The organism is Pseudomonas sp. Y24-6 (genome assembly GCF_020295325.1).
Classification (GTDB): Bacteria; Pseudomonadota; Gammaproteobacteria; order Pseudomonadales; family Pseudomonadaceae; genus Aquipseudomonas; species Aquipseudomonas gregormendelii.
The window spans coordinates 1-25,485 of record NZ_JACBXG010000020.1 but is presented as its reverse complement, the minus strand read 5'-3'; the positions used below and the strand labels follow the sequence as shown (position 1 = coordinate 25,485).

At 61.3% G+C, this 25,485-nt stretch carries 24 protein-coding genes, 1 tRNA gene and 1 pseudogene; 7 read left to right on the top strand and 19 right to left on the bottom strand.

What is annotated here, in order from left to right; genetic code table 11:
* Positions 1 to 5 precede the first annotated feature (5 nt).
* Entirely contained in the window at positions 6 to 1,313 is a 1,308-nt protein-coding gene (locus HYI44_RS27180) for an aminotransferase class III-fold pyridoxal phosphate-dependent enzyme (protein WP_225570991.1), read from the bottom strand.
* Between the two features lie 29 nt (positions 1,314 to 1,342).
* On the bottom strand, positions 1,343 to 2,842 hold the full coding sequence (locus HYI44_RS27175) for a serine hydrolase domain-containing protein (protein ID WP_225570990.1): 1,500 nt from the start codon (positions 2,840 to 2,842) through the stop codon (positions 1,343 to 1,345).
* 190 nt (positions 2,843 to 3,032) lie between these two features.
* Between HYI44_RS27175 and HYI44_RS27170 the strand changes: the two genes are divergently transcribed.
* Positions 3,033 to 3,911, top strand: coding sequence for a GntR family transcriptional regulator (locus HYI44_RS27170; protein ID WP_122840333.1), 879 nt, complete (start codon positions 3,033 to 3,035; stop codon positions 3,909 to 3,911).
* Between the two features lie 71 nt (positions 3,912 to 3,982).
* On the opposite strand, the gene HYI44_RS27165 is transcribed toward HYI44_RS27170, so the two are convergent.
* The 12 genes and pseudogenes from HYI44_RS27165 to HYI44_RS27115 all read right to left on the bottom strand — a co-directional run bounded on the left by HYI44_RS27165 (position 3,983) and on the right by HYI44_RS27115 (position 16,723).
* Positions 3,983 to 5,266 carry an OprD family porin gene (locus tag HYI44_RS27165; protein WP_122840332.1) on the bottom strand — a complete coding sequence of 428 codons (1,284 nt, stop codon included), beginning with the start codon at positions 5,264 to 5,266 and terminating at the stop codon, positions 3,983 to 3,985.
* A gap of 116 nt (positions 5,267 to 5,382) precedes the next feature.
* A complete protein-coding gene (locus tag HYI44_RS27160) occupies positions 5,383 to 7,011 on the bottom strand; it encodes an ABC transporter ATP-binding protein (protein WP_225570989.1) in 1,629 nt (542 codons plus the stop codon).
* 2 nt (positions 7,012 to 7,013) lie between these two features.
* Positions 7,014 to 7,889 carry an ABC transporter permease gene (locus HYI44_RS27155; protein ID WP_122840330.1) on the bottom strand — a complete coding sequence of 292 codons (876 nt, stop codon included), beginning with the start codon at positions 7,887 to 7,889 and terminating at the stop codon, positions 7,014 to 7,016.
* Positions 7,886 to 8,827 carry an ABC transporter permease gene (locus HYI44_RS27150; protein ID WP_225570988.1) on the bottom strand — a complete coding sequence of 314 codons (942 nt, stop codon included), beginning with the start codon at positions 8,825 to 8,827 and terminating at the stop codon, positions 7,886 to 7,888. Before HYI44_RS27150 ends, HYI44_RS27155 begins: the two co-directional genes overlap by 4 nt.
* Before the next feature lie 14 nt (positions 8,828 to 8,841).
* Positions 8,842 to 10,410 carry an ABC transporter substrate-binding protein gene (locus HYI44_RS27145; RefSeq protein ID WP_263869093.1) on the bottom strand — a complete coding sequence of 523 codons (1,569 nt, stop codon included), beginning with the start codon at positions 10,408 to 10,410 and terminating at the stop codon, positions 8,842 to 8,844.
* A 268-nt stretch (positions 10,411 to 10,678) separates the two neighbouring features.
* Entirely contained in the window at positions 10,679 to 11,404 is a 726-nt protein-coding gene (locus HYI44_RS29725; protein ID WP_412548516.1) for a methyl-accepting chemotaxis protein, read from the bottom strand.
* Positions 11,405 to 11,536: 132 nt separating this feature from the next.
* Positions 11,537 to 12,301, bottom strand: a pseudogene (locus HYI44_RS29720) (MCP four helix bundle domain-containing protein); the annotation flags it as partial.
* Between the two features lie 79 nt (positions 12,302 to 12,380).
* Complete coding sequence (locus HYI44_RS27135) at positions 12,381 to 13,136, bottom strand: DUF72 domain-containing protein (protein WP_225570986.1); 756 nt, start codon at positions 13,134 to 13,136, stop codon at positions 12,381 to 12,383.
* Positions 13,137 to 13,248: 112 nt separating this feature from the next.
* Entirely contained in the window at positions 13,249 to 13,725 is a 477-nt protein-coding gene (locus HYI44_RS27130) for a nucleotidyltransferase family protein (RefSeq protein ID WP_225570985.1), read from the bottom strand.
* A 78-nt stretch (positions 13,726 to 13,803) separates the two neighbouring features.
* Positions 13,804 to 14,823 carry a sensor histidine kinase gene (locus HYI44_RS27125; protein WP_225570984.1) on the bottom strand — a complete coding sequence of 340 codons (1,020 nt, stop codon included), beginning with the start codon at positions 14,821 to 14,823 and terminating at the stop codon, positions 13,804 to 13,806.
* A gap of 8 nt (positions 14,824 to 14,831) precedes the next feature.
* Positions 14,832 to 16,292 carry an ATPase domain-containing protein gene (locus HYI44_RS27120; protein WP_225570983.1) on the bottom strand — a complete coding sequence of 487 codons (1,461 nt, stop codon included), beginning with the start codon at positions 16,290 to 16,292 and terminating at the stop codon, positions 14,832 to 14,834.
* Positions 16,289 to 16,723, bottom strand: a complete 435-nt coding sequence (locus tag HYI44_RS27115; protein WP_225570982.1) for a hypothetical protein — start codon at positions 16,721 to 16,723, stop codon at positions 16,289 to 16,291. Before HYI44_RS27115 ends, HYI44_RS27120 begins: the two co-directional genes overlap by 4 nt.
* Before the next feature lie 188 nt (positions 16,724 to 16,911).
* Here HYI44_RS27115 and HYI44_RS27110 point away from each other — a divergent pair, with 188 nt between their 5' ends.
* The 3 genes from HYI44_RS27110 (at position 16,912) to HYI44_RS27100 (ending at position 19,571) form a co-directional block, all read left to right on the top strand.
* Positions 16,912 to 17,316 (top strand): hypothetical protein, encoded by a 405-nt coding sequence (locus HYI44_RS27110; protein ID WP_122840324.1) that lies wholly within the window; start codon positions 16,912 to 16,914, stop codon positions 17,314 to 17,316.
* Positions 17,310 to 18,002, top strand: a complete 693-nt coding sequence (locus HYI44_RS27105) for an RES family NAD+ phosphorylase (protein ID WP_122840323.1) — start codon at positions 17,310 to 17,312, stop codon at positions 18,000 to 18,002. The genes HYI44_RS27110 and HYI44_RS27105 overlap by 7 nt, the downstream gene beginning before the upstream one ends.
* 234 nt (positions 18,003 to 18,236) lie before the next feature.
* Entirely contained in the window at positions 18,237 to 19,571 is a 1,335-nt protein-coding gene (locus tag HYI44_RS27100) for an amidohydrolase (protein ID WP_225570981.1), read from the top strand.
* An 82-nt stretch (positions 19,572 to 19,653) separates the two neighbouring features.
* Here the strand turns inward: HYI44_RS27100 and HYI44_RS27095 are convergent, their stop codons facing one another.
* Both HYI44_RS27095 and HYI44_RS27090 read right to left on the bottom strand, forming a co-directional pair.
* Complete coding sequence (locus tag HYI44_RS27095; protein ID WP_122840321.1) at positions 19,654 to 20,160, bottom strand: DUF1543 domain-containing protein; 507 nt, start codon at positions 20,158 to 20,160, stop codon at positions 19,654 to 19,656.
* Positions 20,161 to 20,212: 52 nt separating this feature from the next.
* A complete protein-coding gene (locus HYI44_RS27090) occupies positions 20,213 to 20,605 on the bottom strand; it encodes a GFA family protein (protein WP_122840320.1) in 393 nt (130 codons plus the stop codon).
* 232 nt (positions 20,606 to 20,837) lie between these two features.
* On the opposite strand from HYI44_RS27090, the gene HYI44_RS27085 reads away from it, so the two are divergent.
* Complete coding sequence (locus tag HYI44_RS27085; protein WP_122840319.1) at positions 20,838 to 21,368, top strand: glyoxalase superfamily protein; 531 nt, start codon at positions 20,838 to 20,840, stop codon at positions 21,366 to 21,368.
* Between the two features lie 37 nt (positions 21,369 to 21,405).
* On the opposite strand, the gene HYI44_RS27080 is transcribed toward HYI44_RS27085, so the two are convergent.
* On the bottom strand, positions 21,406 to 21,684 hold the full coding sequence (locus HYI44_RS27080) for a hypothetical protein (protein WP_318653951.1): 279 nt from the start codon (positions 21,682 to 21,684) through the stop codon (positions 21,406 to 21,408).
* A gap of 177 nt (positions 21,685 to 21,861) precedes the next feature.
* Between HYI44_RS27080 and HYI44_RS27075 the strand changes: the two genes are divergently transcribed.
* The gene (locus HYI44_RS27075; protein WP_225570980.1) at positions 21,862 to 23,238 is read left to right on the top strand and encodes a pyridoxal-phosphate dependent enzyme; all 1,377 of its coding nucleotides are present in this window, start codon (positions 21,862 to 21,864) and stop codon (positions 23,236 to 23,238) included.
* The gene (locus HYI44_RS27070; protein WP_225570979.1) at positions 23,235 to 24,425 is read left to right on the top strand and encodes a trans-sulfuration enzyme family protein; all 1,191 of its coding nucleotides are present in this window, start codon (positions 23,235 to 23,237) and stop codon (positions 24,423 to 24,425) included. The genes HYI44_RS27075 and HYI44_RS27070 overlap by 4 nt, the downstream gene beginning before the upstream one ends.
* A 133-nt stretch (positions 24,426 to 24,558) precedes the next feature.
* On the opposite strand, the gene HYI44_RS27065 is transcribed toward HYI44_RS27070, so the two are convergent.
* A tRNA-Gln gene (locus HYI44_RS27065) sits at positions 24,559 to 24,633 on the bottom strand.
* Positions 24,634 to 24,882: 249 nt separating this feature from the next.
* Positions 24,883 to 25,263, bottom strand: a complete 381-nt coding sequence (locus HYI44_RS27060) for a RidA family protein (RefSeq protein WP_225570978.1) — start codon at positions 25,261 to 25,263, stop codon at positions 24,883 to 24,885.
* Positions 25,264 to 25,485 lie beyond the last annotated feature (222 nt).

The following is a 25,485-nucleotide window of genomic DNA, read 5'->3' as shown; positions in this document are numbered from 1 at the left end:
GCTCCTCAGGCGACCTTGTCGATGGCGCGGCGCAAGGTGGCGAAGATCAGCGCGATCTGTTCTTGCGTGATAATCAGCGGCGGCGACAGTACGATATTCTCCCCTGACGCGCGTACCAGCACCCCGGCGTCGAAACACCGCTGGGCAACATCGGCGGCGCGGGCACCCGGTGCGCCTTCACGGGGTTTGAGTTCAACCGCGCACAGTAAGCCAATGGCGCGAACGTCGAGCACCAGGCCCTGCTCGCGCAATGCCAGTGCAGCGTTCTGCCAGACTGGCGCGACCTGCTGCACATGGGCATTGATGCGCAGCTCATCGTGCACTGCCAAGGTCGCAAGCCCGGCGGCGCACGCCAGTGGGTGCGCCGAGTAGGTGTAGCCGTGCATCAATTCAATGGCCTGGTCAGGGCCCTGCATGAACGCGTCATACACCGCACCGCTGACCAGCACGCCGCCCATGGGCACGGCGCCATTGGTCAAGCCCTTGGCCAGGGTCATCAGGTCCGGCGTCACGCCGAACACCTGCGCACCGAAAGACTCGCCCAGGCGCCCGAAACCGCTGATCACCTCATCAAAAATCAGCAGTACGCCATGCCGATCGCAGATTTCGCGCAGTTTCTGCAGGTAACCCAGTGGCGGCGCATACACCCCACCCGACCCCGTGACCGGCTCGACGATGACCGCCGCCACGGTCGCCGGGTCGTGAATTTCCAGCAATTGCAGCAACGCGTCGGCGTAATGCGCGCCCTGCTCCGGCTGACCGGGGCTGAAACGCAAGCTGGCATCGTACGGTAGCGGCAGGTGTGCAACGTCGCCTAGCAACGGGCCGAAATCACGTTTCTGCCGGCCAATCCCGGAGACCGACAGCCCACCGAAGCCCATGCCGTGATAGCCCTTGGCGCGGCCGATCAGTTTGGTCCGGCGACAATCGCCACGAGCCTGATGGTAGGCCCGGGCGATCTTCAACGCCGTGTCGACGGCCTCGGAGCCGGAGTTGGTGAAGAACACCTTGTCCAGGCCCGTCGGAGCCTTCGCCACTAACTGGTCAGCGAAGGCGAGTGCCGCCGGGTGACTCATCTTGAACGAGGACACAAAGTCCAGGCGCCCCGCCGCTTCGCGAATCGCTTCAACGATTTGCCCCTGGCCGTGCCCCGCGTTGACACACCAGAGCCCGGCCATGGCATCGAGCACCTGACGGCCGTCGGTGGTGGTGTAGTGCATGCCCTCGGCGCTGTCGATCAACAGCCGCTGGCGATCGAACTGGCGCATCGGGGTAAAGGGCGCCCACAGCGCCGAAGTCGAGGTCTGGTTCATCTACAGTGCTCCGTAAAGTGTCAAAAGATTCAGATGCGCTTGCCGGTCAGGGTCGGCCGCTGCATTGATCCGGCGTTGGTGTTGACGCCGCGATCAAACAGCAGGCGACCGCCTTCCAGACGGCAACGGACATGGTCGCCAAAAGCGGTTTCGACGAAGCGCCAGTCCATTCGCAACTCACCATCAGGGGTCCAGCGCCCATGGGCGATTACCGGGGTCTGCGGTGGTTGGTATTGGTGATGCAGATAGTTACCGGTAAGGCTGGTGATCGATTCCAACGGCTGCTGCAAACCCACTCGCAGGCGATGGGTTCCGCGATGATCGACCAGGCTGAACGCGCATTCGCCAGGGCTGAAATCAAAGCTGATCTCGCGCACACCGTCCTCGTTCGGTTCGATGGCGAAACGCCCCTGCAGGGCTTCAGCCTCGGGAGATTCACTCAAGCCCTGCAGCATGGGCAGGCGCAGGCCTTCGATCGCTGCATCGAGTTGCAACCGGGACGCTTGCGGGTCCGCCGCTGCACGCCCAAGGGCCGGGAACAAATATTCCCAGATGGCCGCCTGCAAACGGCGTTCGCCGAGCTGCAGGCCGCAGGTGAAGGCCAGCACCGTTTCCTGGTCGGGCAGCACCATGCAGTACTGGCCGAAAACCCCAGACGCGTAGTACCCGCCGTGACGGGTCATCCACCATTGGTAGCCATACCCTTCACGTTGCACTTCGCTGGCACCGTCCTTGTTGCGCGGCAGGTATTGCTTGCCATCGAATTCGCCCATCCACACGTCTTCGACCTGGTTGCGAGTGGCCGCGGCGATCCACTGCGGCGACAATAACTGCCGGCCCTGCCACTGCCCTTTGTTCAAATGCAGCACGCCGAACTTCAGTGAGTCTTCCGTGGTGCAGCTCAAACCATTGCCGCCGGAATTGAAGCCACCTGGCGCCAGATCCCACTCCAGTTTGTCCATCCCGAGAAAACCCAGGACCCGCTCCTGCAACAGGGCATGCATGGTCTGCCCGCTGACACGGGTGACAATGGCCGAGAGCATGAAGCTTGAGGCGCTGCTGTAGATGAATGACTGGCCCGGGGGTTCGTCCACAGGCTCGTGCAGGAAGGCCTCGACCCAGCTGCTTTGCAGATTGCGCCAGGCGCCACCGGAAATGCCGCGCTGATGGCCGGTGCGCATGGTGAGCAGGTCTTCGACGGTCATGGCGGCGAGGTTCGCGCTGATCTGTGGCGGGCACAGTTCAGGGAAAAAGCTCACGACTTTGGCGTCGAGCTGCAGGCGTCCATCGTCGACCAGCAGGCCGACGGCGGTGGCCGTCCAGCTCTTGGTCGCCGAGTGCTGCACGTGCATGCGGCGCGCCGAATAAGGTTGCCAGAACGCCTCTGCCACCACCGCTCCCTGGCGATAGAGCATGAAACTGTGCAGCTCGATCCCGGCGTCACTCACCGCCTCGAGAAATTCGACGATCCCGCGAGGGTCGACGCCCCGTTCTTGAGGCAGGGCTCTGGGCAGAGGTACATAGGTCATCACAACGCTTCCTGATAATTGCCATTGATGCGGCGGCAATGTTTTTATATTGAAAGTAATACAGCTCAAATAGTGACTTTTACTTATTAAATGTATTTGCGCCGCCTATAATTCCGTTTCGGGCGAATCGAAGCGGCCCGGGCTTTTCGGGTATCCTTGTCTTCCCCTGCCACAGGAACGACCTCGCGCCATGTCTCAACTCACCTCGCTGCAGACCAAAGTCGCCGGCCAGATTCTTTCCGCCATCCAGTCGGGCGACCTGCAACCCGGTACTCATCTGAAGGAAGTCGAACTGACTCAGCGCCTGGGCGTGTCCCGCTCGCCCATTCGCAGCGCGCTGTCGTACCTGGCCGAGCAGCAGTTGATCGAGCCCTTGCCGCAGCAGGGTTTTCGCGTACCGCTGCAGACGGCCAGCGGACTGGCACAGCAGGTCAGCGAGTTGCACAACGAGGAGGACGACCTGTACACGCGCCTGATCGATGACCGACTTAACCAGGTGCTGCCCGATCAGATCTCCGAGAGCGACCTGCTGCGCCGTTATGGCGTCGGTAAAAGCGTGCTGCGCCGTTGCTTGTTGCGCCTGTCCGATGAAGGCGTAATGCAGCGCAGGCACGGTCACGGCTGGTTGTTCCTGCCAACCCTGAGCAGCGCGCAAACCCGCTTCGAGAGTTATCGCTTTCGCATGCTGCTCGAGCCCGCGGGGCTGCTGGAGCCGACCTTCAAGGTCAACCCCGAGCAATTCCGTCGGTGCCGGGAGCGGCAGCTGGAGCTGCTTGAAGGTCAAGTGGACGGGCAGCGCTTTTTTGAATGCAATGCCGAGTTTCACGAGCTGTTGGCTGCGGCCTCTGGCAACAGCTACATCCTGCAGGCGATCCAGCAACAGAACCGCCTGCGCCGCCTCACCGAGTTCCATTCGGCGAGCAACGTCGAGCGGGTCAAGGTCTCCTGCCGCGAGCACCTGGCGATTCTCGATGCGCTGGAACAGGGCGACAACGAATGGGCATCGACCCTGTTGCATCGGCACCTGGAAGTCGCCAGCAAGATGGGCGTCGCGCGCAACAAGGCCTGACTCGCACCGTAGGCATCCCCCCGTAGGAGCTGCCGAAGGCTGCGATCTTTTGATCTTGTTCAGCAGGCTCATTACCAAAGCGCCACGGTGTAACCGACGATCACGCGGTTTTCGTTCATGTCGCGCAGGTAATTGGCTTTGCTCATCCCGTTGCGCCAGCGCAATGAAACGCCTTTGAGCGCGCCGGACTGGAACACATACCCCAAGTCAATATCCCGCTCCCACTCACGCCCTTCCCCGGCAAAACCCAACACTTGCGCCTGATCTCCCTTGGCCCAGCGAGTCGAGAACGTCAGCCCGGGCACACCCAGCGCAGCGAAATCAAAGTCATAACGCGCGTGCCACACCCGCTCGTTGGTCTGGGAGAAGTTGCTCAACTGGTACTCGGAAAACAGATAGGTGTTGGTGCCATCGACATAGGTGAACGGCGTATCACCAAACTGCTCCTGATACCCGCCGCCCAGGCTGTGTCCCTTGTAGCTGTAGGCGACCCGCGTGCTCAGCGCGCGGTTATCCACCTTGCCCGCCAGCCCGGCGCCCGCCTTGTCCGCGTCGAAGTAGCGAATGTCGCTCTTGAGCACGCCGCCGCCCAGGGCAAAACTGTTCTTCAGGCCCACATAGTGCTGCTGGTAAATGTCCTCCAGCTGGGCAAAGTGATAGGTCAACGTCAGGTTCGGATTGACCTTGTAATCGCCGCCCATGAAACGGAACTGATCGCTCTTGGCCGAGCTTTTGTAAGCGCCGCTTTGCCCCGTCAACCCCATGTCCTCATAGTCGGTCGACTCACGTTGTTTGGTCCGGTCGATCTGGCCACCAGTGAGGTTCAGGCCGGTGACATCCGCCGACGTGACCTGAGTACCGCGGAACGTCTGCGGGAACAGGCGGCTGGTGTTGGGTTGCAAGGTCGGCAAGTCCGGTACCAGGTATCCGCTGCGCAATTCGCTCTTGGCAAAGCGCACCTTGCCGGTCACACCCAGCTTGGAATATTCATCGTGGGCGCGCTTGACGTAGCTCGGTTGCCCGGGCTCAGGTTCGTTGTCGCGCGACAGCAGGCCCGACCCTGAGCGATCCGGACTGGAGTCCAGTTTCAGGCCGAGCATGCCGACCGCGTCGACGCCGAACCCGACCGTGCCTTCGGTGAAACCGGACTTGAGGTTGAGCATGAAACCCTGAGCCCACTCCTCGCGTTTGGATTGCCCGGCGTCTTCGCGGTAGTCACGGTTGAAGTAGTAGTTTTTCAGCTCCAGGTCGGCCTTGCTGTCCTTGATGAAATCGGCGTAGGCCGGGGCGCAAAGCAAGCCGCCGCTCATGAGGCTTACGCCCTTGAAGATCAGGTTCAGGTTGTTCTTATGCATTGTCATTGGCTCCTGGCAGTCGTGATGGATGAGTAGGTCTTATTGTTTTTCGGACATGACTTCCCCCTTCGCGCCCGTTTTGAAGCTGGCGCGCCGGGTGTCATCAGGGTGCTAAATCAAAAGCTTGCGGGTCGTATTCGGTAGCCGCCGTCGCTCAGCTTTTCCAGCGGGCTCGCCGCCGCCAGCAGCTGTCGGGTATAGGGGTGTTGCGGGTGGTCGAAGATCTGTTCGCGAGCGCCCACCTCCACGACTTCGCCCTGATGCATCACGGCCACGCGGTGGGCAATGCGCTCCACTGCCGCCAGGTCATGGGAGATGAACAGGCAGGCGAAGCCGTATTGCGCCTGCAGACGCTCGAACAGTTCGAGGATCTGCTTCTGGATCGTCATGTCGAGGGCGGAAATCGGCTCGTCGGCGATCACCAGTTGCGGATGCCGCACCAGTGCGCGGCCGATGGCGACTCGCTGGCGCTGACCACCCGACAGTTGGTGGGGAAAGCGCTCGATAAACTGTTCGGCCAGTCCCACATCGCGCAGTGTCTGTGCCACGCGCTCCCGGCGCTGCAGGGCATTGAGCGCCGGTTCATGGCGCAATGGCTCGGCCAGGATCTCGCCGATTTTCATCCGTGGATTAAGCGATGAATAAGGGTCCTGGAAAATCATCTGGCATTGCAGCCGATGGGTTCGATTGGCCGCCTTGAGAATGTCCACGCCCTTGAACCGAATGGCCCCGGCACAGGGTTTGATCAGCCCCACCAGTGAACGCCCCAGGGTGGTCTTGCCCGAACCGCTGCCGCCGACCAGCGCCAGGGTTTCCCCCGGCGCAATCGCCAGGCTGGCCGAATGCACCACGCGCTTGTAGTGGCGTTTGCCCCAGAACGAAGTAGGCCCGGGATGCTCGATGCACACCTGATCGACTTCTACCAACGGGCCGTCGCTGGCCGGCAAAGGTGCCAATGCGCCGCGCCGTGGCAAGGCTTCGAGCAACTGGCGGGTGTATTCGGCCTTCGGTGCCAGAAGGATGTCCTGGATACTGCCCTGCTCCACTGACTTGCCGTGACGCATCACCACTACCTTGTGGGCGTAGCGTGCGACCAGTGACAGGTCATGGCTGATGAACAGGATAGCCGTGCCCTGCTCCCGGGTCAGTTCCAGCATCAGCTCGATGACGTCCAGCTGCGCCAGGCAATCGAGCGCGGTAGTCGGCTCGTCGGCAATCAGCAACGCCGGGCGTAACAACATCACCGAAGCCAGCATGATCCGTTGGCGCATGCCGCCGGAAAACTGGTGCGGGTACGATTCCAGGCAGCGTTCGGCGTCCTTGATGCCGATGCGCTGGAGCATCGTGATGCAACGCTCGCTGATCTGCGCGGCGCTGAGGTCGGTGTGCAGTTGCAGCGCTTCGCTCATCTGCTGGCCAATTTTCAACGCGGGGTTGAGCGACACCATTGGCTCCTGGAACACCATGCCAATGCTGGCGCCGCGAATGGCGCGCAGCTGTGCGGTGTCGAGCTTCACCAAATCACGCCCCTGGAACTCCAGGCGACCTGCGCAGACCTGCATCGGCAGCGGCAGCAGGCCGATCGCCGCACGGGCCGCCATGGTCTTGCCACTGCCCGACTCGCCAACCAGGGCGACGATCTCGCCCGGTGCAACGCTGAAGCTCAGGTCGTCGACCGCCAGTGCGCCGTGCTCACCCACGCGAATCTTCAGGTTTTCCACGCTCAGCAACGTATCAGTCGCCATGCTTATTTCCTCATCCGGGGGTCGAGACGATCACGCAGCGCGTCGCCGAACAGATTGATAGCCAACAGTGCCAGGCAGATGAACAGCCCCGGGAAGATTCCCAGCCAGCTCGCCGAAGCAATATAGGGTCGGCTGCTGGCGAGCATGTTGCCCCACGTCGCCGCAGGTGGCGGAACGCCCAGGCCGAGAAAGCTCAAGGCGCTTTCCGACAGCAATGCCCAGCCGAACATGCTGGTAGCCAGTACGCACAGTGGCGCCAGGCAGTTGGGGGCGATGTGCCGCAGCATGGTGTACAGCTCGGAATTGCCGATTACCCGCGACGCTTCGATGTACTCCAGCTCCCGCAGCGACAACACGGTGCCGCGCACCACGCGCACCACCGACGGGGTGTAGGCAATGCCCAGTGCCAGGACGATCCCGTACTTGCTCGCGCCGATGATCGCCATGATGCCCAGGGCCATGAGGATGCCGGGGAAGGCCAGCAGCGCATCGTTGAACATCATCAGCACGCGGTCAGTCCAGCCGCGCAGGTAGCCGGCCAGCATGCCGATCAAGGTCCCCGCGATCACCGCGACACTGACCGCCAGCAGGCTGATCCACAGGCTGGTACGGGCGCCGATCAACAGCCGGCTGAACACGTCGCGACCGAATTCATCGGTGCCCAGCCAGTGAGTGGCTGATGGCGCCTGCAACCGCGACAGTAAGTCGAGACGCAATGGGTCGAACGGCGTCCAGACCAGTCCCAGCAAGGCCAGGGCGATCAGGATCAGCAGCAGACTGCCGCCGATCATGGCGTTGGCCGCGGGCCAGGCACGGGGCCGCTTGCCTGCGGGGGTGGCGGTGTCGACAAGCGGCGCCACAGGTAGATTCGAACTCATAACTTCACCCTTGGATCGAACAGCGGATAAAGCAGATCCACACAAAGGTTGACCAGCACATAGATGAAGGTGATCAGCAGCAGGCAGCCCTGCAGCACCGGATAGTCGCGGGCGAAGATCGCGTCCACCATCAGCCGGCCAATGCCCGGCAGGGTGAACACGGTTTCCAGTACCGCAATGCCGCCCAGCAGGTTGCCAAGGATCAGCCCGACCAGGGTCCAGGTTGGCGCAAAAGCATTGGGCAAGGCGTGCCGCCAGAGAACCGCGCGTTCCGACAGCCCCTTGGCGCGGGCATGGGCAATGTATTCCAGGCGCAGGACTTCAATGGTGCTGGCCCGGGCCATGCGAGTGATCGCGCCCAGCTCCACCAAGGTCAGCGTGACGATCGGCAGTACCAGGTAACTCATGGCCTGCCAGGGTGCCTGGGCAAAGCTGACGTACCCCACCACCGGCAGCCAGCCGAGCTTGATGCCGAACGCGTGGAGCAGGAGCAAGCCAAGCCAGAAGCTGGGAATCGACAGCAGCAAGGTGGCAGTGGTCACCAGCCCCAGGTCCAGCGCGCTGTTCTGTTTCCAGGCGGCGATCAGCCCCACCGGCACCGCGATGAGCGTGGCCAGCAGCACCGACACCAGGACGATAATCGCGCTGACGCTGAAACGCTCCAGAATCAGCGGCAATACCGCCTGTTTAGTACTGATGGAGAATCCCAGGTCACCGCTGAGCACGGCCTTGATCCAGATGAGAAACTGGGTCACCAGGCTGTTATCCAGGCCCAGGTTGCGGCGCATGTCGGCCAGGCTCTGGGGGTCGGCCATGTCGCCGAGCATCAGCAGCGCCGGATCACCGGGAATCAAGCGGATCAACGCAAACACCATCACCGAAATCAGCAACAGTGTCGGTATCGCCATCCCGAGTTTTTGCAGGATAAAACGCAACATGATCAGACTCCGCCTTACTGAGCCGAGAGGCTCACGCCCCACAGGCGTGGCTTGGCCACCGGCCAGGAGTGGTAGCCACGGACGCTGTCGCGCAACGCGCCGATAATGGTGCCGTTGTAGATGATTACCATCGGGGTGTCCTCAATCATCATCTTGTGCAGTTGATCGAACAAGGCCTGGCGCTTGCCCGTGTCACTCTCGCGCACGGCCTCGCGCAGCAAACCCTGGGCCTGGGGGTTGTCCCACACCTTCCGCGGCTCCTTGCTCTTGTCGCCCATCAGCGAATCAAAACCCAGGGCCGGGTCCAGTCGCGATGAGTAGGAGAACGACATCATCTGGTAGTTGCCGCTCTGGTAACGCTCCAGCTGGGTCCCCCACTCCAGGGTTTCCATCTCGATATTCAGGCCGCTGCCCTGGGCCATGGCCTGGCTCAGTACGCCCATGTCGAACATCTGCTGATAGCGTTTGTTGACGATCATCTTGATCGGCTGGCCTTTGTAACCGGCCTCTTTCAACAGACGCTGAGCCTGCTCTGGGTCATATTTGTAGCCTTGTTTCGCCGTGGCGTCGTAGAAAGCACTGGTCTGCGGTATTGCCGAATTGTTCGGCTCGGACAGGCCGTTGGACAAGGCCGTGACCATCTGTCCGTAGTCCAGTGAATGAGCGATGGCCTGGCGAATGCGCACGTCCTTGAGCAGAGGATCGTTGGTCTGGAACAGCAAACCGCAGATCGCCATGATCGGGCTGACCGACACCTGCACGCCCGGCAGTGCCTTGAGCTCCTGGGCATCGCTGGCGGTCACGTCCGGCAGCAGGTCGATGTTGTTCGACAGCAGCGCCGCCTTGGCCGAAGACGCATCGGGAATGATCATGAAGCGCAGCACATCGACCAATGCCTGTTTCTTTCCGGTGAAGCCATCCGGGCCGGCATCGTCACGGGCGCTGTAATCCTTGAAGCGTGCCAGCTCCACCGACTGCCCGGGTTTCCACTCGGCCAGGGTAAACGGGCCGGTACCGATCGGGGCTTTCCACTTGCCATCCGCCGCCACTGAGTCCGGGTGCAGAATGCCACCACCGCCGCAATCAGGACGGGCCATGGAGGCCAGAAACAGTCCGCTCGGCTGATCAAGGGTGAAGACCACAGTCAGCGGATCGGGGGTGGCAATACCGGTGATCTTCGCCCCGCCGCGACCATCGAACTCCGCCAGGCAGCGCCACTGGGTCTTGGGATTGAGGTAGTGCTCCCAGGTCCACTTGACATCAGCCGCCGTCAGCGTCGCGCCATTATGAAAACGGACCCCGTCGCGCAGCTTGAAGGTATAGGTCTGGCCTTCGTTGGAAACCTGGACTTCCTTGGCCAGCAACGGGCCGACCGATGCATCCTCGCGATGGGCCACCAGGCCCTCGACGATGTGCAGCATCACGGTATCGGTATTCTCGTCACGGTTGACCCCAGGCTCGGTGCTGCGGATATCGGCGTTGAGGCCAACTCGCAAGGTGCCGGCGGCCTGGGCCTGCGCAAAGGCTGCGCCGAGTGCAACCACACTGAGGGCTTGCAGGGTGACGCAGAGGGATCTGTTCAATAAGCGATGCACGGGAGAGGTTCTCCTTCGCTGAAAAGTCCGGCCAGGGGCAGTGCCGGCTTCAAGCCTGTGTTTATGTCGTTTTTGTTATGGCCTGATTGGAATCAGCGCCGCATGCGATTTTGTTTTTTTAAATTCGCACGAACATAATCACAGCATGCATTCTGCTTGTAAATGTTTTTTTATGCATCTAAAAACATTAGATGCATTTTTTTGTGTGAGACGCCGGTTCAAAAGATCGCGGGCTGTGCCAGCGCCTGCCGCGGCTTCAAAGCCGGAACCTGTTAACTGACTGCGACAACTGCCCTGCCAGGCTCGCCAGCTCATCAGTAGTGTTGGCCGTCTCGCCAATCACACGGCTGTTGCCCTCTGACATCCCGGCAATCATTTCCACCTGATGGGCAATTTCGTTGCTGGCCAGGCTTTGCTCGCCAATGGTGCGAGTGATGTCGTTGACCAGTTGGGTGGTATTGAGCGTGGCATCGAGAATTTCCCGGATCGCCCGCTCGACCTCGGCGGTCACCGCCATCCCCTTGTCGACCTGAGCCACCCCCGCTTCCATGCTGCTGACCGCTTCCCGGGTGCTTTGCTGGATGCGCGCAACCATGCCGGCGATTTCCTGGGTCGACGCACTGGTACGCCCCGCCAGGCTGCGCACTTCGTCAGCGACCACGGCAAAACCACGGCCCTGCTCTCCGGCGCGGGCGGCTTCAATCGCGGCGTTCAGTGCCAGCAGGTTGGTCTGGTCGGCAATGCCCTTGATGACCTGGATGATGCTGAAAATCCCTTCGGACTCTTTGTCCAGGGTGCGGATGACCTGCGCCGACTGCTGCGCCGAGCGAGCGATGCCATCCATGTCGCTGACCACTTGATGGATCACCCGGCCGCCTTCCTTGGCCAGGTTTTCCGCCTGGTTCGCCATGTTCAGCGCACGCTCGGCATGCCGGGTGATCTCCTCGATGCTGGCGGTCATTTCGCTCGCGGCTGCGGCCATGGTGCTGGCGGCACTGCTTTGCTGTTGACTGCTGTCAGCGACCTCATGGCAGCCATTGCTTAACCGTTCGCTCATGCCGCTCACGCCGTGGGCGTTGCTGCGCACGACCTCGATCATGCCGCGCAAGTCGCGCTGCATGGTCGCCAGGCTGCGAATCAGGGCGCTGGCTTCATCTTTGCCGGCAGGTTCGGCAATTGCCTCGCTCAGGTGGCCGTGGGCGATGCTGTCGGCGATGCGACTGGCGGTTTGCAGCGGGCCCATGATACTGCGCAGCACCCAGTGCCCCTGCACCAGCAGCAACAACAGGCTGGCGATCAGCACACCACCGAGGGCAAAATTGGCGTTGCTGATGGCCTGTTGCGTACCGACGCTGGTGTGCTGGGTATCGGTTTCGATCAGTTCGCTGAGCGCAGCCATCTGGTCTTCGAGCTGGCTGAATGCGGCATTAAAAGTGCCGAGTTCCTGTTGCGCAGCCGAAGGATTTTCCAGCGCCAGCCCGACAATCCGCTCCGCGGCGCTGATGTAGGTATCGAGGCTCGGCTTGATCTGATTGAGGCCAGCCTGGAGGGTGGCGTTGACCGGCAGCTTGAGGTTGTTGCCCAGCACTTCACGGAAACGTCCCGCGTGCTCATCGATGGAGTTGCGCACCTCGGCCTGGCTGCTGTTGCTCTTTCCCAGGCCGACCAGCATCGCCGACAACACGTCGGCGCGCAGGGCGTCATGCATCATGTCGGCTTCAAGATGATTGCGCAGCGCGGCCATGCTGACTTCGTTATCGCTCACCGCCTCCGCCATCTGCGTGTTTCCCATATAACTGACCAGGCTCATGATCAAGGCCGTCAGCAAGCCGGTACCAATCAGCAGTATCAAACGTAATTTTATCGACACTCTGTGCATCCCCGATCAGTTGGGTGCAGCCATGCTGCAGATGGCTGTTCTGATCAGGTTATCGACTGCGCGAAGCGCTAATTGAAGGCTATTTGCAAACGAGCGTTTTGTTGCTCGCCGGGGTGAGTAACGATTGCAGGGCCAAGGCATTGCCCACGGCAAATCCGCTGGCGGTATTGTCAAAGATGCACCAGGCCTCGCGTCCTGCCTGGATCGCCAATTGCACCTGCTGCGCCAGTGCCTGCAGGCGCTGGATATCGTAGGCGCTGTGGTAAATACGGGGCGAGCCGTGCCAGCGCCAATACTCAATCCCCCGCCAGCCACCCGGCACGTCACCGCCAGGAATGGCCGCTGGATCAGCCGCCACCTGCCCGACCTGCTGCTCGACCAACAACGCCTGAGCGTTTTGCCAACTGGCATGCCGAGGCTCAAGCACCAGGGCCCCGCCGTAACGCGGGCGCAAGGCGCTAAAAAATGCCGTGGCCATGGCTTCGTCGTACGCCAGGGAGGGCGGTAGCTGTACCAGCAAACAGCCCAGGGCATCGCCCAGTGCCGTGCATTGGGCGAGAAACTCGTCCAGCAGCGGCTCGCAATTCTGCAAACGCTGAACATGGGTTATCCGCTTGGGCAGCTTGACCGAGAATCGAAACCCCGCAGGTACCGATTCGGCCCAGCGCTGATAAGTCTTCGGCCGATGGGGGCGATAGAACGAACTGTTGATTTCGACGGCCGTCAGCTGCGATGCATAACGCTGCAAATGAGTGCCTTCAGCAGCAAACATCGGCCACTGGTCACGAGGCAGATTCCAGCCGGCGCAGCCGATGCAGGCCTGGTAGCGGCTCATTGGCGCGACGCTGCGGTTTCTACATCGATGGTTGCGTGCATTGCGCCCTCCTCGCTATGTGCATCCTTGTTCTTGGAGGAAAGCGGATCAGGCAAGTTCGTTTTTTCCTGCCTCAAACAGCCGGATAGACAATTTCCAGCCAAGGCCAGCGCGCCTGATAGCTGAGCGCTTTCTTTTCGAACAGATCAAATTGATGGTTCACCGGATTGATCCGCAACAGTCCCTGCTCGATATCATCCAGGCCATAAGGCGCATACACCTCGCCGAAGCGCTCGCCGTACCACAGGTGGACTCGGGCCTGATTCTTGATTTCAATATTGAGGTCGAGGTCTTGAAACAGCGCCTCGGCCGCCAGGATGACCTCGTTCTCCGCCTCCCAGGACAAGTCCTGGTCAAAGTAGAAGACGTCGTAATCCTTGATGCCCCACGCGGCAGGTTTTGCGTCGTGATGGTTCCACACGGCCTGGAACAGGCAGCCGGCAGTGAGCATGCACTGCTTCAGGCCAAGGGCCGGCAGACGCTCGAGGATCTCGACGTTGGCCGGGTTGGTGCGGGCGATTTTCATCAGACGATCGGGTGTCAGTACCATGGCGAACTCCTTGTCAGCGATCAGATCCCTGGAGTGGGACGATACCGCAGAACAAGCGAGCTTTTCATCCGTGAGGTCTCAAATCAGGGGCAAGGTCACCACAAACTCGCTGCCCTGGCCATCGCCTTCGCTGCGACCGGTCACGCGCCCTCCGTGTGCCTCGACCAGATCGCGCACCACCGTCAGGCCGATACCCAGGCCGGCGCTGTTGAAGCCCATGGCATGATTGTCTTGCACGAACGGTTCGAAGATAAACGGCAGCGCCTGGGCGGAAATACCGATGCCGTTATCACGAATACGGATGATCAGGTTGTGGCCCTGGGCTGTGACGCCCAGCGTGACGACGCCGCCCGCCGGAGTGTACTTGGCGGCGTTGCCCAGCAGGTTGTCGAGGATTTGCGTCAGGCGCACGGCATCACCCTTTATCATCTGGGGCTGCTGCGGCACATCAGCCGTAAAGTGCAGACCGCGATCGGTCATCAACGACCGGCACATTTCGACGGCGTCTTCGATGACCGGGACGATATCAATCAGGCTGCAGTCCAGACGCAGCTTCCCGGAAGTGGCGCGGGAGACATCGAGCAAGTCCTCCACCAGCCGTGACATGTGCTTGACCTGCCCCTCGATCAAGTGCTGCATGCGTGGCAGCTCTGCACTTGGCACCCTCGCCAGCCGCCCGGCAATCATGCTGATGGGCGTCAGCGGGTTGCGCAACTCGTGGGCCACCACCGCCAGGGTGTTGCGTTGCTGCTGCAGCGTGTATTCGGCCGAGGCTTGCAGTTGTTGCGCGCTCAGGGCGGCAATCACCAGTTGCTCGTTGGCTTCGCGCATCTCCACGAACAGCCGCTGCTCGCGGTCGGTACGCTCGGTGTTTTGGGCGTCGGACTGCGCTGACAGGATTGCCAGCACCAGTTGTTGATTGGCCTCGATCAATTGCTCGACCTGCTGATTGTCCATCAGCTGCGTGTTGGCGTCGCTCAGTTCCTTTTGCAGGGCCCCCAGCACCGCGCGCGCTTCAACGGTCTTCTGACCCAGCACGAACAATTCGCGAGCGGCAGTCGCCAGCGCTTTTTCGTGCCGGCCATCAGCCTCGTTCATGATAATGCTCATCCATTGTCGGGGCCCGTGTGGCGCCGGGTTGGGCGGCCGCCGAGCAAACCTTCCTGATCCGGCAAGCGATCGCCGATCTGCAGCCCGTCGTTGTCTATGCGGTACAGGCGCAGCTCGTCGGAGTGCGCACTGGAACGCACCTTGACCACCGCCATGATGCGCAGCAGGCGGCTCTGCACTTCGATGTAGCGCTGCACGATGATCGCGTCGGTGAGAAATGCCGTGCCATAAGGGCTGAATCGCAGGTCGGTGTAGCGGTCTTCCAGCTCGGAAGTCATCAGCACGCTGACCCCGGCACCGGTCAACGCAGTGACCATCCGCGACAGCGACTCGCGGAAATCTTCGCGAAAGGTCGGCGCCAGCGCCAGCTCGAAACCTGACAATGAATCGATCACCACCCGGGTCGCCTTCAGGCGACGGATTTCGCTAAGCAGCAAATGCACGATCTCATCGATGGACAGGTCCGGCGCGCGGCTATCCACCAGGCCGACCTTGCCCGCCTCGATCAGGCCCGCCAGGGTGGCGTTCTGCGAATGATTGGGACGCTGTTCAAAGACGGCAATCACCCCGGTTTCGCCATTGCGCGCACCTTCTGCCAGGAATGTCGCGGCGAGGATGCTCTTGCCCGAACCCGAAGGGCCGGCCACCAGCAGCGAATAGCCCCGCGGCAGGCCACCGCCGAGCATCTCGTCAAGTTGCGGCACACCCATTTTCAGGCGCTCGCCGACAGGTGGCCGAGCGACCTCGAAGTGCTCGGTCGCAACCGGTGCGAAGACCTTGATCCCCGACGTGGCGATACGGAAGGTGTGCAGTCCAGGCAGCGTCGGCTGGCCGCGCATCTTCATGATTTCCATCTTGCGCACCATGGAGTTGCGCTGCACGCTTTGGCGCAGCCAGATCAGGCCGTCGGCCACGGTGAAAATCGGATTGGTATCGGTTTCGGTGAAATACTCGCCAATCAGGAAGGTCGTCGCCTGCCAGGTGGTCATCAACATGCCCAGTTGCTGGACAAACTGCGGCAGGTTGTTGTTCGGGTTGTCCTGGGTCTGGCTGGCCAATACCACCGAGCGGAACGAGTCGACAAAGACCAGGGCCGGCGAGTGGGTTTGCACCTCGCTGACAATGCGCCGCAGCACTTCATCCAGGTCCCCGGCCAGGGTGTCGTCAGCCAGGTTGATATAGCGCACCGAGTGGTTGATAGCCTCACTGTCGAAGAAGTCGAACTGCTGTTGATAGCGCAGCATCTTCAGCGGTGGTTCGCCAAGCACGGTGAAGAACAGCGCCGGTCGCTCAGGGGTGGCCAGGGCGAACATCATCTGATGCGCCAGGGTGGTCTTGCCGCAGCCCGGAGGACCGGCGATCAGGGTGAACGAAAATTCCGGCAGTCCTCCGCCCAGCACCTCGTCCAGTCCTGGCACGCCCGTGGCCAGACGGTTGATAGTTACTTTGGTGCTCATGGCGAAATTTCCTGCGAAGGGGTGTCGCTCAAGGAAGGTCCCCACACGTCACGAAGCAAACGTGCGGTGAGCGAGGGCCCGATCAGCGTGGTCAACAGCTCGTAGACAGTGGTCAGCATGACTTCGCTGAAAAACAACGCTTGGGCATCGCTCTGCTCGACGAGCACTGACTCGAGGGCAAGCACATCCAGCGACTGCGGAACACTGGCACAAATGACGGCCAAGTGCGGGTGCCTGGCGGTGCAAAGATGCACGCTGCGGCAGTAAAGCGCGCCAACCCCCTGCTTGCCGATGATCGGCGCGAGGGCTGCGTCCATATCCTGCAAAGTGGTGGCCAGCGCCTGGGCAATCCTTGCGGAGTCGGCGTCGGGGCCCACACGGTGCGCCAGAGAAGCTACGATCTGGCGGCTCTCTTGGCTTTGCGTGGTCATGGCAAACTGATATCTGATGAGCAGACCTTGATGGTACACCCTATGGACGCGCCGGGAGTCAATTAAGCGCGAGGCTGGCGGGGGATGCAGCATTAATGGGTGACAGCGGCCCATTTAAGCGGCGCCTTGATCTGTAGACGCAAAAAGCCTATAACTTGATCTGTAGATTATCAAGTGAGGTGGATTTCATGGCCAACGCCCTTCCTGCACAGGCCTTTTCCAAAGATCAATGCGTGGCCGGCCTGCGGGCGGCGGTCGGGATCATTGAAAAATGGGCAGCGTCCAGCGAGCAGGCCTGCCGGATCCTGCGTATTTCCCGCAGCACCCACACCCGCGCCAAACAGCGTGACGCTGACTGGTCGGTGGCGCTGGATGCCGATCAGATGCAACGCATCAGTTTTATCCTCAACATCCACGCAGCGCTACGCCTGGTATTTGATAACCCGGACAATGTTTATGGCTTCCCCGCCATGGCCAATCACAACGAGTTCTTCAACGGCCGCTCGCCCCTGGAGATCATGTCCCAAGGGGACATGGTCTCGCTCTATGAGACCTTCCGCCGGATCGACGTCCTGCGGGGTGCACAATGGTGACCCTGGACCTCTTGCCGACTCTTGCCGGGGAGCCGGTGCAAGCTTATCGCCTGGTCAATTCGAAGTTCCCGCCCATCGACTTGTTCGATGACGTGGCCGACGCCCGGGAGTTCGAAGCGCTCTATCAGATCCAGGCACTGACCAACCCCAGGCTCAGGAACGAACTCGGTCAGCTGGAGATGATTGCGCGCAGCGAAATCCCCTTCGGCATTCCCGGCTGCTCCTACGCCACTGCCCCCTTCACCCACGTCAACCCGGCCGGCTCGCGCTTCAGCGATGGCAGCTTTGGCGTGTTGTACCTGGCTGCCTCGATGGAAACTGCCCTGGCGGAAGTGCAACATCACCAGAGCCTGTACTGGTCGAACGTCCATGGTTTGAACTATGAACGTTTTGTGTTCCGTGGATTGTCCTGTTCGTTCGTCGATGCGGCGATGAAAGATGCCGCCACCGTGGCGATGAACGATGCGATTTACGCGCCCGACGATTACGCGTCATCCCAGCGCCTGGGCAAGGCCGTGAAGCTGGCAGGTTGTCCCGGCTTGCGCTACCGGTCGGTGCGCTTGCAGGGTAACCACTGCTGGGCACTGATGACCCCAAGGCCGGTGTTGTCGATCATCCAGACCGCCCATTACGAGATGATCTGGAACGGGCAGATCACCGGGGTCAACCAGATACACGAGGCCTGATCACTGACAGGTCGATACTTGCATCCCGCTCGGTAGAAAGCCGTTCGACGCTATCCGGAAAATGCTGATCACTGTCCATATTCTGCGCACTTTTTTTCCCCGAATCGAACCTCGCAAAAAACAGCAAAAGCCGTGCGATTACCGGTCATTGGCCTTTGCCGCTGCGCGCGCGAGCCCATACCCTTGGGTGCGGCAATGTCTGCCGGATAATAAAAACACAGTGAGAACCTCACCTTGAAACGTCCGATCCTAGCTCCCCTGTACCTGGCATTGTTGACTGCACTTGGCGCCCCTTCGAGCCAGGCGACTGACCTGGACTGGGTGGATTCCGCAGTCAGCTCGGTCAACCAGCAAGTCATCGATCTGCGCCGCACCATTCACCAGCATCCCGAGCTGGGCAACCAGGAGGTCAAGACGGCTGCCCTGGTCGCCGCTCAGCTCAAGGCCTCGAACATCGAAGTGCGCACCCAGGTCGGCAAGACGGGCGTGGTCGGCGTGCTCAAAGGCGCACTGCCTGGGCCCGTGGTGGCCCTGCGCGCCGACATGGATGCGCTGCCGGTCAAGGAGGCGACCAACCTGCCTTTCGCCAGCCAGGCCACCGGTGTGCGGTTGGGCAAGACCGTGCCGGTGATGCACGCTTGTGGCCATGACACCCACACCGCCATGCTGTTGGGTGCGGCCAAGGTACTGGCCGAGCATCGCGAGCAACTGCGCGGCACTGTCGTTTTCCTGTTCCAGCCCGCCGAAGAAGGTGCGGCCGATGTGGACGAGTTCCAGACCGATACCTTGATCGGCGCCCAGGCAATGATTCGCGATGGCGCCATGGACTCGCCCAAAGTCGAGGCGATATTTGCCCTGCACGTGATGGCGGGCTACCCGACCGGGCACCTGTTCTACAAGGCCGGCACGGTGCTCAACAGCAGCGATTCATTCCGCATCCAGCTCAAGGGGCAGCAGACCCATGGCTCTGCTCCCTGGAGCGGCAACGATCCAATCGTCACCAGCCAGGGCATCATTGCCGCGATGCAGACGCTGGTCAGTCGACGCATCGATCTGACCAAGGGAATGGGGGTCATCAGTGTCGGCACGATCAATGCCGGCTCGGCGGCGAACATCATCCCCGAAACCCTGGAGATGACCGGGACCATCCGCACCAACAACGCCGACATACGCGACAGCATCCTGCAGAAAATACCTCCGCTGGTCAGTGGCATCGCCAGCGCTTATGGAACCGAAGCCAAGTTGCTGCTGGTCAACAATGCCCCGGTGACCATCAACGACCCGACCCTCACCGAAGCCATGGTGCCGGCAATGAAGCTGGCAGCGCCAGGCAAGGTCCAGCGGCTTGAGTCGTCGTTGTCGCCCAGCGAAGACTTTTCCTACTACGCCCAGAAGGTACCCGGCCTGTTCGTATTCCTGGGCGCCACCCCTGAAGGCCAGGACATGTCCAAAGCGCCCAACAACCACAGCCCCTACTTCACCGTCGATGAAGCCACCTTCGCGACCGGGGTGAAGGCGCACGTGCAATTCGTGCTGAACTATCCCGATCGCGCAAAGGGCAAATCCTGAAAATTCACCGCTGAAATCAGGTGACCGAGGCGGCCTCATCGCGGGCAGGCCTTGCTCCTACAGGGTTATGTGCCACACAAGGTTACGCATGCCCCTGTGGGAGAACGATGTAGTCGTTCCCCTGGATGATCCCGCCGTGCTCACCCTCGACCAGATGGATATACCGCCCGCCCACCAGGTCGATCGGCAGGCAATCATCCACGTCCATCAGCGCATCGGTATGCGACTGGGTCCAGTGTGCCGGCAGTTGGCGCTTGCCCTTGGCAGCGGCTTCTTTCCTGTTCCGGGCGACCACCAGCAGGTAATGGTGAGCTTCACCAAACACCGATGTTTCATAACCACCCAGGTTGATGAAGTACAGGCGCGGTGAATCCGCTGCCGGTGCCAGCGGACTCAACTCGACTTTCCAGCCTTCCACACCATCAACGCGCATCCATGAGTCGATGTGCACGCCGGCTGGATGGCCAAACCAGCCTTCTCGCAATTGCCCATAAGTACCCTGAAGGTCGTCCGCAACGGCGAACACAACATCATGAACCTCAATCCGCGCCCTGGGATGTTTGCCTCCCAGCATCACCACAAACAGCATTACCGTCCTCCTGATTACGCCAGACTACCGCTCCCCTGAGGCGCCGCAGTTGCTATTGCTCAAAGCGTCCAGAAGACTCCCGATCCTGTTCATAGTGCCTGTCCAGCGCAAAGGCGGGCAACCACGACTCACGACGCGAGGTCCAGCTTTCGTAAGTGGGCAGCAGTTGATCAGGGGCGTCCAGGGAGCCCAGGTTCACCTCGATCTCATCAGCGCTGCGGGCGAACACCGATGAACCACAACGCGGACAGAAAAACCGTCCGGCATAGTCGCCGGTTTCGCCCTGGATGGTCACGGCGTCCTCTGGAAATATGGCCGAGGCATGAAACAACGCGCCGTGGTGCTTGCGACAATCGAGGCAGTGGCAGAGGCCGACGCGGTAGGGCCGCCCTCTCGCCTCAAGCCGCACGTTGCCACACAGGCAACCGCCAGTGAACCGGTCCATGTTGCATATCCTCTGAATGCGTTCCTGAAAAAGTAGCAGCTGCGCGCATCGCAGCCAGGTTCTTCCCCACACGCCAGCGGCTGTGTACTATCAGCGCGGGCCGATGCTGCCCGCCGCTCGCTTCCGTAAGGAAGGGTGAAAGCATGTATTCATTACCCAAATCCAGTCGCAACTCTTGACGGTCGAGGTTTGGCAACGCGAGCACCAACATGCCTTGATCAAAGGAGCTGTGATGATTTCTATCGAACAAGCCAAGCAAATGGCCAAGCGCCTGCGCGCCTCACTGCAAGCGCACGACCAGCAAGCGTCCCATTCCATGGCGCTGGAACTGGTCGCCCACCAGTTGGGCTACAAGGACTGGAACACCGCTGCGGCGCTGCTGCCTGCGCAAGTCCCGCAAACGGCGGTCACCTTCACTAAAGCCATTCCGATCCTGCGAATGTTCGACGAAACCAAGGCGCGGGAGTTCTACCTCGACTTCCTGGGCTTCAGCGTGGAGTTCGAGCATCGTTTTGAAGCGGACCTGCCCCTGTATCTGGGGATCCAGCGCGGCAGTCTGCAACTGCATCTCTCGGAGCATCACGGCGATGCGAGCCCGGGCGCGACGACCTTTGTCCCGATGGACAATATTGAAATGTTCCGTGACGAACTCCAGGCCAAGCGCTACGGCTATGGCCGGCCCGATATCGTCGAGCAAGGCTGGGGCAAGATCCTTGAAGTCCATGACCCGTTCGGCAACCGCATCCGCTTTTGCCAGGACTGACACTGCCACGGCGGGCCGCTGACAGCGGTCCGCTTCCTCACTGATTCGCCGCGTCGAGACCCGAATCCGGAACATTGAGAAAGGCATTCCACAGCTCATAAGCGTCGTGGTGCCTTTGGGTCGCTTCATCCCACGCAGGCCCGGAAACGCATCGAGCAGATACCAGCAGCATCATGCCCATCGTTGCCGCGTCCAGTTCGATCAGGAGCGCGTGCGATTGTATTCTGAAGTCTTCGACCGATGTCATTGATTGAACCCCGGGCGGATAGCACCGCCATTGCAGAGCAAAGCTCTGTGCAACATCGAGTGCGGGCATCGTGCAAGATTCAACCGGCCTGACCGCCGGTACCCTGCATGCCAGCGCGGGTATTGCCACAACCCGTCCGTGCGCCCCGTGGTTGCCAACCACGCCATCCCGACCTATGGTCCTTTCCATACCTATCGCGATCCACTCACTGACCCTCCATTGCCAATAAACGAGCGAGGTGATGACATGCCAAGCGACTCCCGCCCTGCCGTGCTCGAACTGATCGGTAACACGCCCCTGGTGCGTGTCAGCCGATTCGACACCGGCCCCTGCACCCTGTTTCTCAAACTCGAATCCCAGAACCCCGGCGGCTCGATCAAGGACCGCATCGGCCTGGCGATGATCGACGCGGCCGAGCGTGACGGGCGCCTCAGGCCCGGCGGCACGATCGTCGAAGCGACTGCCGGCAACACCGGGCTCGGCCTGGCACTGGTAGGCCGCGCCAAAGGCTACCGGGTGGTACTGGTGGTGCCGGACAAGATGTCTACCGAGAAGGTCCTGCACCTCAAGGCCATGGGCGCCGAGGTGCACATCACCCGTTCCGATGTCGGTAAGGGCCATCCGGAGTACTACCAGGACGTGGCCGCACGCCTGGCCAAGGACATTCCCGACGCGTTCTTCGCCGATCAATTCAACAATCCGGCCAACCCCCTGGCCCATGAATGCAGCACCGCGCCGGAAATCTGGGCGCAAACCCAGCACGACCTGGACGCCATCGTCGTCGGCGTTGGTTCGGCCGGCACCCTGACCGGCCTGACCCGCTTTTTCAAACGGGTGCAACCGGACCTGGAAATGGTCCTGGCCGACCCCGCAGGCTCGGTCATGGCCGAATACAGCCGCAGCGGCACGCTCGGCACGCCCGGGTCGTGGGCCGTGGAAGGCATTGGCGAAGACTTCATCCCCTCCATTTGCGACCTGTCCAGCGTGCGCAAGGCCTACTCAATCAGCGACGAGGAAAGCTTCGATCACGCGCGCCAACTGCTGCGGGTCGAAGGCATTCTCGGCGGATCGTCCACCGGCACCCTGCTCGCTGCCGCACTGCATTACTGCCGCGAACAAACCCAGCCCAAGCGCGTGGTCAGTTTCGTCTGCGACACCGGCACCCGCTACCTGTCCAAGGTCTACAACGACCAGTGGATGAATGATCAGGGCCTGCTTCAGTACAAACGCTACGGCGACCTGCGCGACCTGATCGCGCGGCGTTTCGAAGACGGCCGGGTGATCAGCGTGGGCCCGGACGATACGTTGCTCACCGCCTTCCAGCGCATGCGCCTGGCCGATGTCTCACAACTGCCGGTGCTGGTGAACGGCAAGCAACTGGTGGGCGTCATCGACGAATCCGACATCCTGTTCGGCATGCAGGAGGACCCCTCGCACTTTCGCCTCAGCGTCGCCAGCGCCATGACCGACAAAGTCCAGACCCTCGCACCCGCTGCCAGCCTGGCGGAACTGCAAGCCGAGCTCGACCGCGGGCTGGTGGCGATCATCGCCGACGCCTCGGGCTTCCACGGCCTGATCACCCGCTTCGACCTGCTCAACCACCTACGGAGATCCCTTGCATGAGCCAGCATGACGAAAACGCCCCGGCCCACGCCTTCGCCACTCGCGTGATTCACGCGGGGCAGACGCCGGACCCATCCACCGGGGCGTTGATGCCGCCGATCTATGCCAACTCCACTTACCTGCAACAGAGCCCCGGCGTGCACAAGGGCCTGGATTACGGCCGTTCCCACAATCCGACGCGCTTTGCCCTGGAGCGTTGCGTCGCAGACCTCGAAGGTGGCACCCAGGCATTCGCCTTCGCCTCGGGGCTGGCGACCATCTCCACGGTGCTCGAACTGCTCGACGCCAACGCCCACATCGTTTCCGGCAATGACCTGTACGGCGGCACCTTCCGCCTGTTCGACAAGGTTCGCAAACGCAGCGCCGGGCACCGTTTCAGCTTCGTCGACCTGACCGACCTGGCCGCCTTCGAAGCAGCCCTGCAGGACGACACGCGGATGGTTATGGTCGAAACGCCGACTAACCCGCTGCTGAGCCTGACCGACCTCGCCGCGATTGCCCGCATCTGCCGCGCGCGAGGCGTCATCTGCGTGGCCGACAACACTTTCGCCAGTCCGTGGATCCAGCGCCCGCTGGAACTGGGCTTCGACATCGTGCTGCACTCGACCACCAAATACCTCAACGGCCACTCGGACGTCATCGGCGGCATCGCCGTGGTCGGCCAGAACCCTGAACTTGCCGAGCGCCTTGGCTTCCTGCAAAACGCCGTCGGCGCCATTGCCGGCCCGTTCGACGCGTTCCTCACCCTGCGCGGCATAAAAACCCTGGCCCTGCGCATGGAGCGCCACTGCAGCAACGCACTGGACCTGGCGCAGTGGCTGGAACACCAACCGCAAGTCGCCCGCGTCTACTACCCCGGCCTGCCTTCACATCCCCAGCACGAGCTGGCCAAACGCCAAATGCGCGGCTTCGGCGGCATGATCTCCATCGACCTTAACACCGACCTGGCCGGCGCCAGGCGCTTCCTGGAGAACGTTCACATCTTCGCCCTGGCCGAGAGCCTGGGCGGTGTAGAAAGCCTGATCGAACACCCGGCCATCATGACCCACGCCACCATCCCGCCCGAAACCCGGGCACGACTGGGCATCGGCGATGGGCTGGTGCGCTTGTCGGTGGGGGTTGAGGACGTGGAGGATCTGCGTGCGGATCTGGCTCAGGCGTTGCAGAGGATCGACAACCCAATATAGAAGCGAGCTTGCTCGCGATGTGAGCAAGAGCGATGTGGAAATTCAGGTACGCAGCGCCAGCGTTAACGCCCATCGCGAGCAAGCTCTTACAGTCGATGGGTGCGTCTGTGCAGTGGAATATGAATCAGAAAAATGGCAGGGGCGGCTGGATTCGAACCAACGCATGGCAGGATCAAAACCTGCTGCCTTACCGCTTGGCGACGCCCCTGTATCGATCGCGACGAGTGCTGGGCACTGTCTTTTTTGATGGTGAAGCGGGTGAGCAACGGCGGGCGTTGCTACGTTCGCTGCCAGTCCGCTGAGGCCCTGTGCAGGAATGGGCGCAAATTTACCAACTTCTGCGCCATGTTGGAAGCAAAAAGTGTAAATAATTTTGTTTTAAAACAGCTGCTTATCGTATTCGCAGGTTTGCAACGGCGACTTGGCTCATTTGACCAGGCCGCCGGACAGATCGGATTCAGCCCTTGGCCGCCATCGCCGTGACTTCCACGCGCATCCCTTCCACCGCCAGCGAGGCCACGCCGACAGCGGCGCGTACGGGCCATGGCTTGGCGAAAAAGCGCTTGTAGACTTCGTTGAAGGCGGCGCGATCGGCCATGTCGGTGAGGTAGATGGTCAGGTGCAGGACGCGATCCATGGAACTGCCGGCGCGCTCCAGCGCAACCTTGAGTGCCTGCAGGGTGCATTCGCTCTGGCGGGTGATGTCACCCAACTCCAGACTGCCATCAGCGTGGGTCGGGATCTGCGTGGAAACCAGCAGACCGCCGAAGCCGGCCACATCGGAGGAGATGGAATCGGCGTCAGGATCAGGGACGAAGGTGATGTCTTGATTGGCCATGGGGGTCTCTTTCATAAAGTGATCGGCTGGGGTACGCCTTGAGCGGGCATAGTCTACAGCGGCTGCACGGTGGTGTGGATGGTTGACGTGACGGATCTGTGTGCGCAGGAAGACTGGCAACAGAGTCGGGGACATGGGGATGCTGCACGCGGATCCCATCCGTGGTAGGTGCATTAATGAACTGTGGGGATGAAACACATCACCGGATAGCGAAAGCCCGCC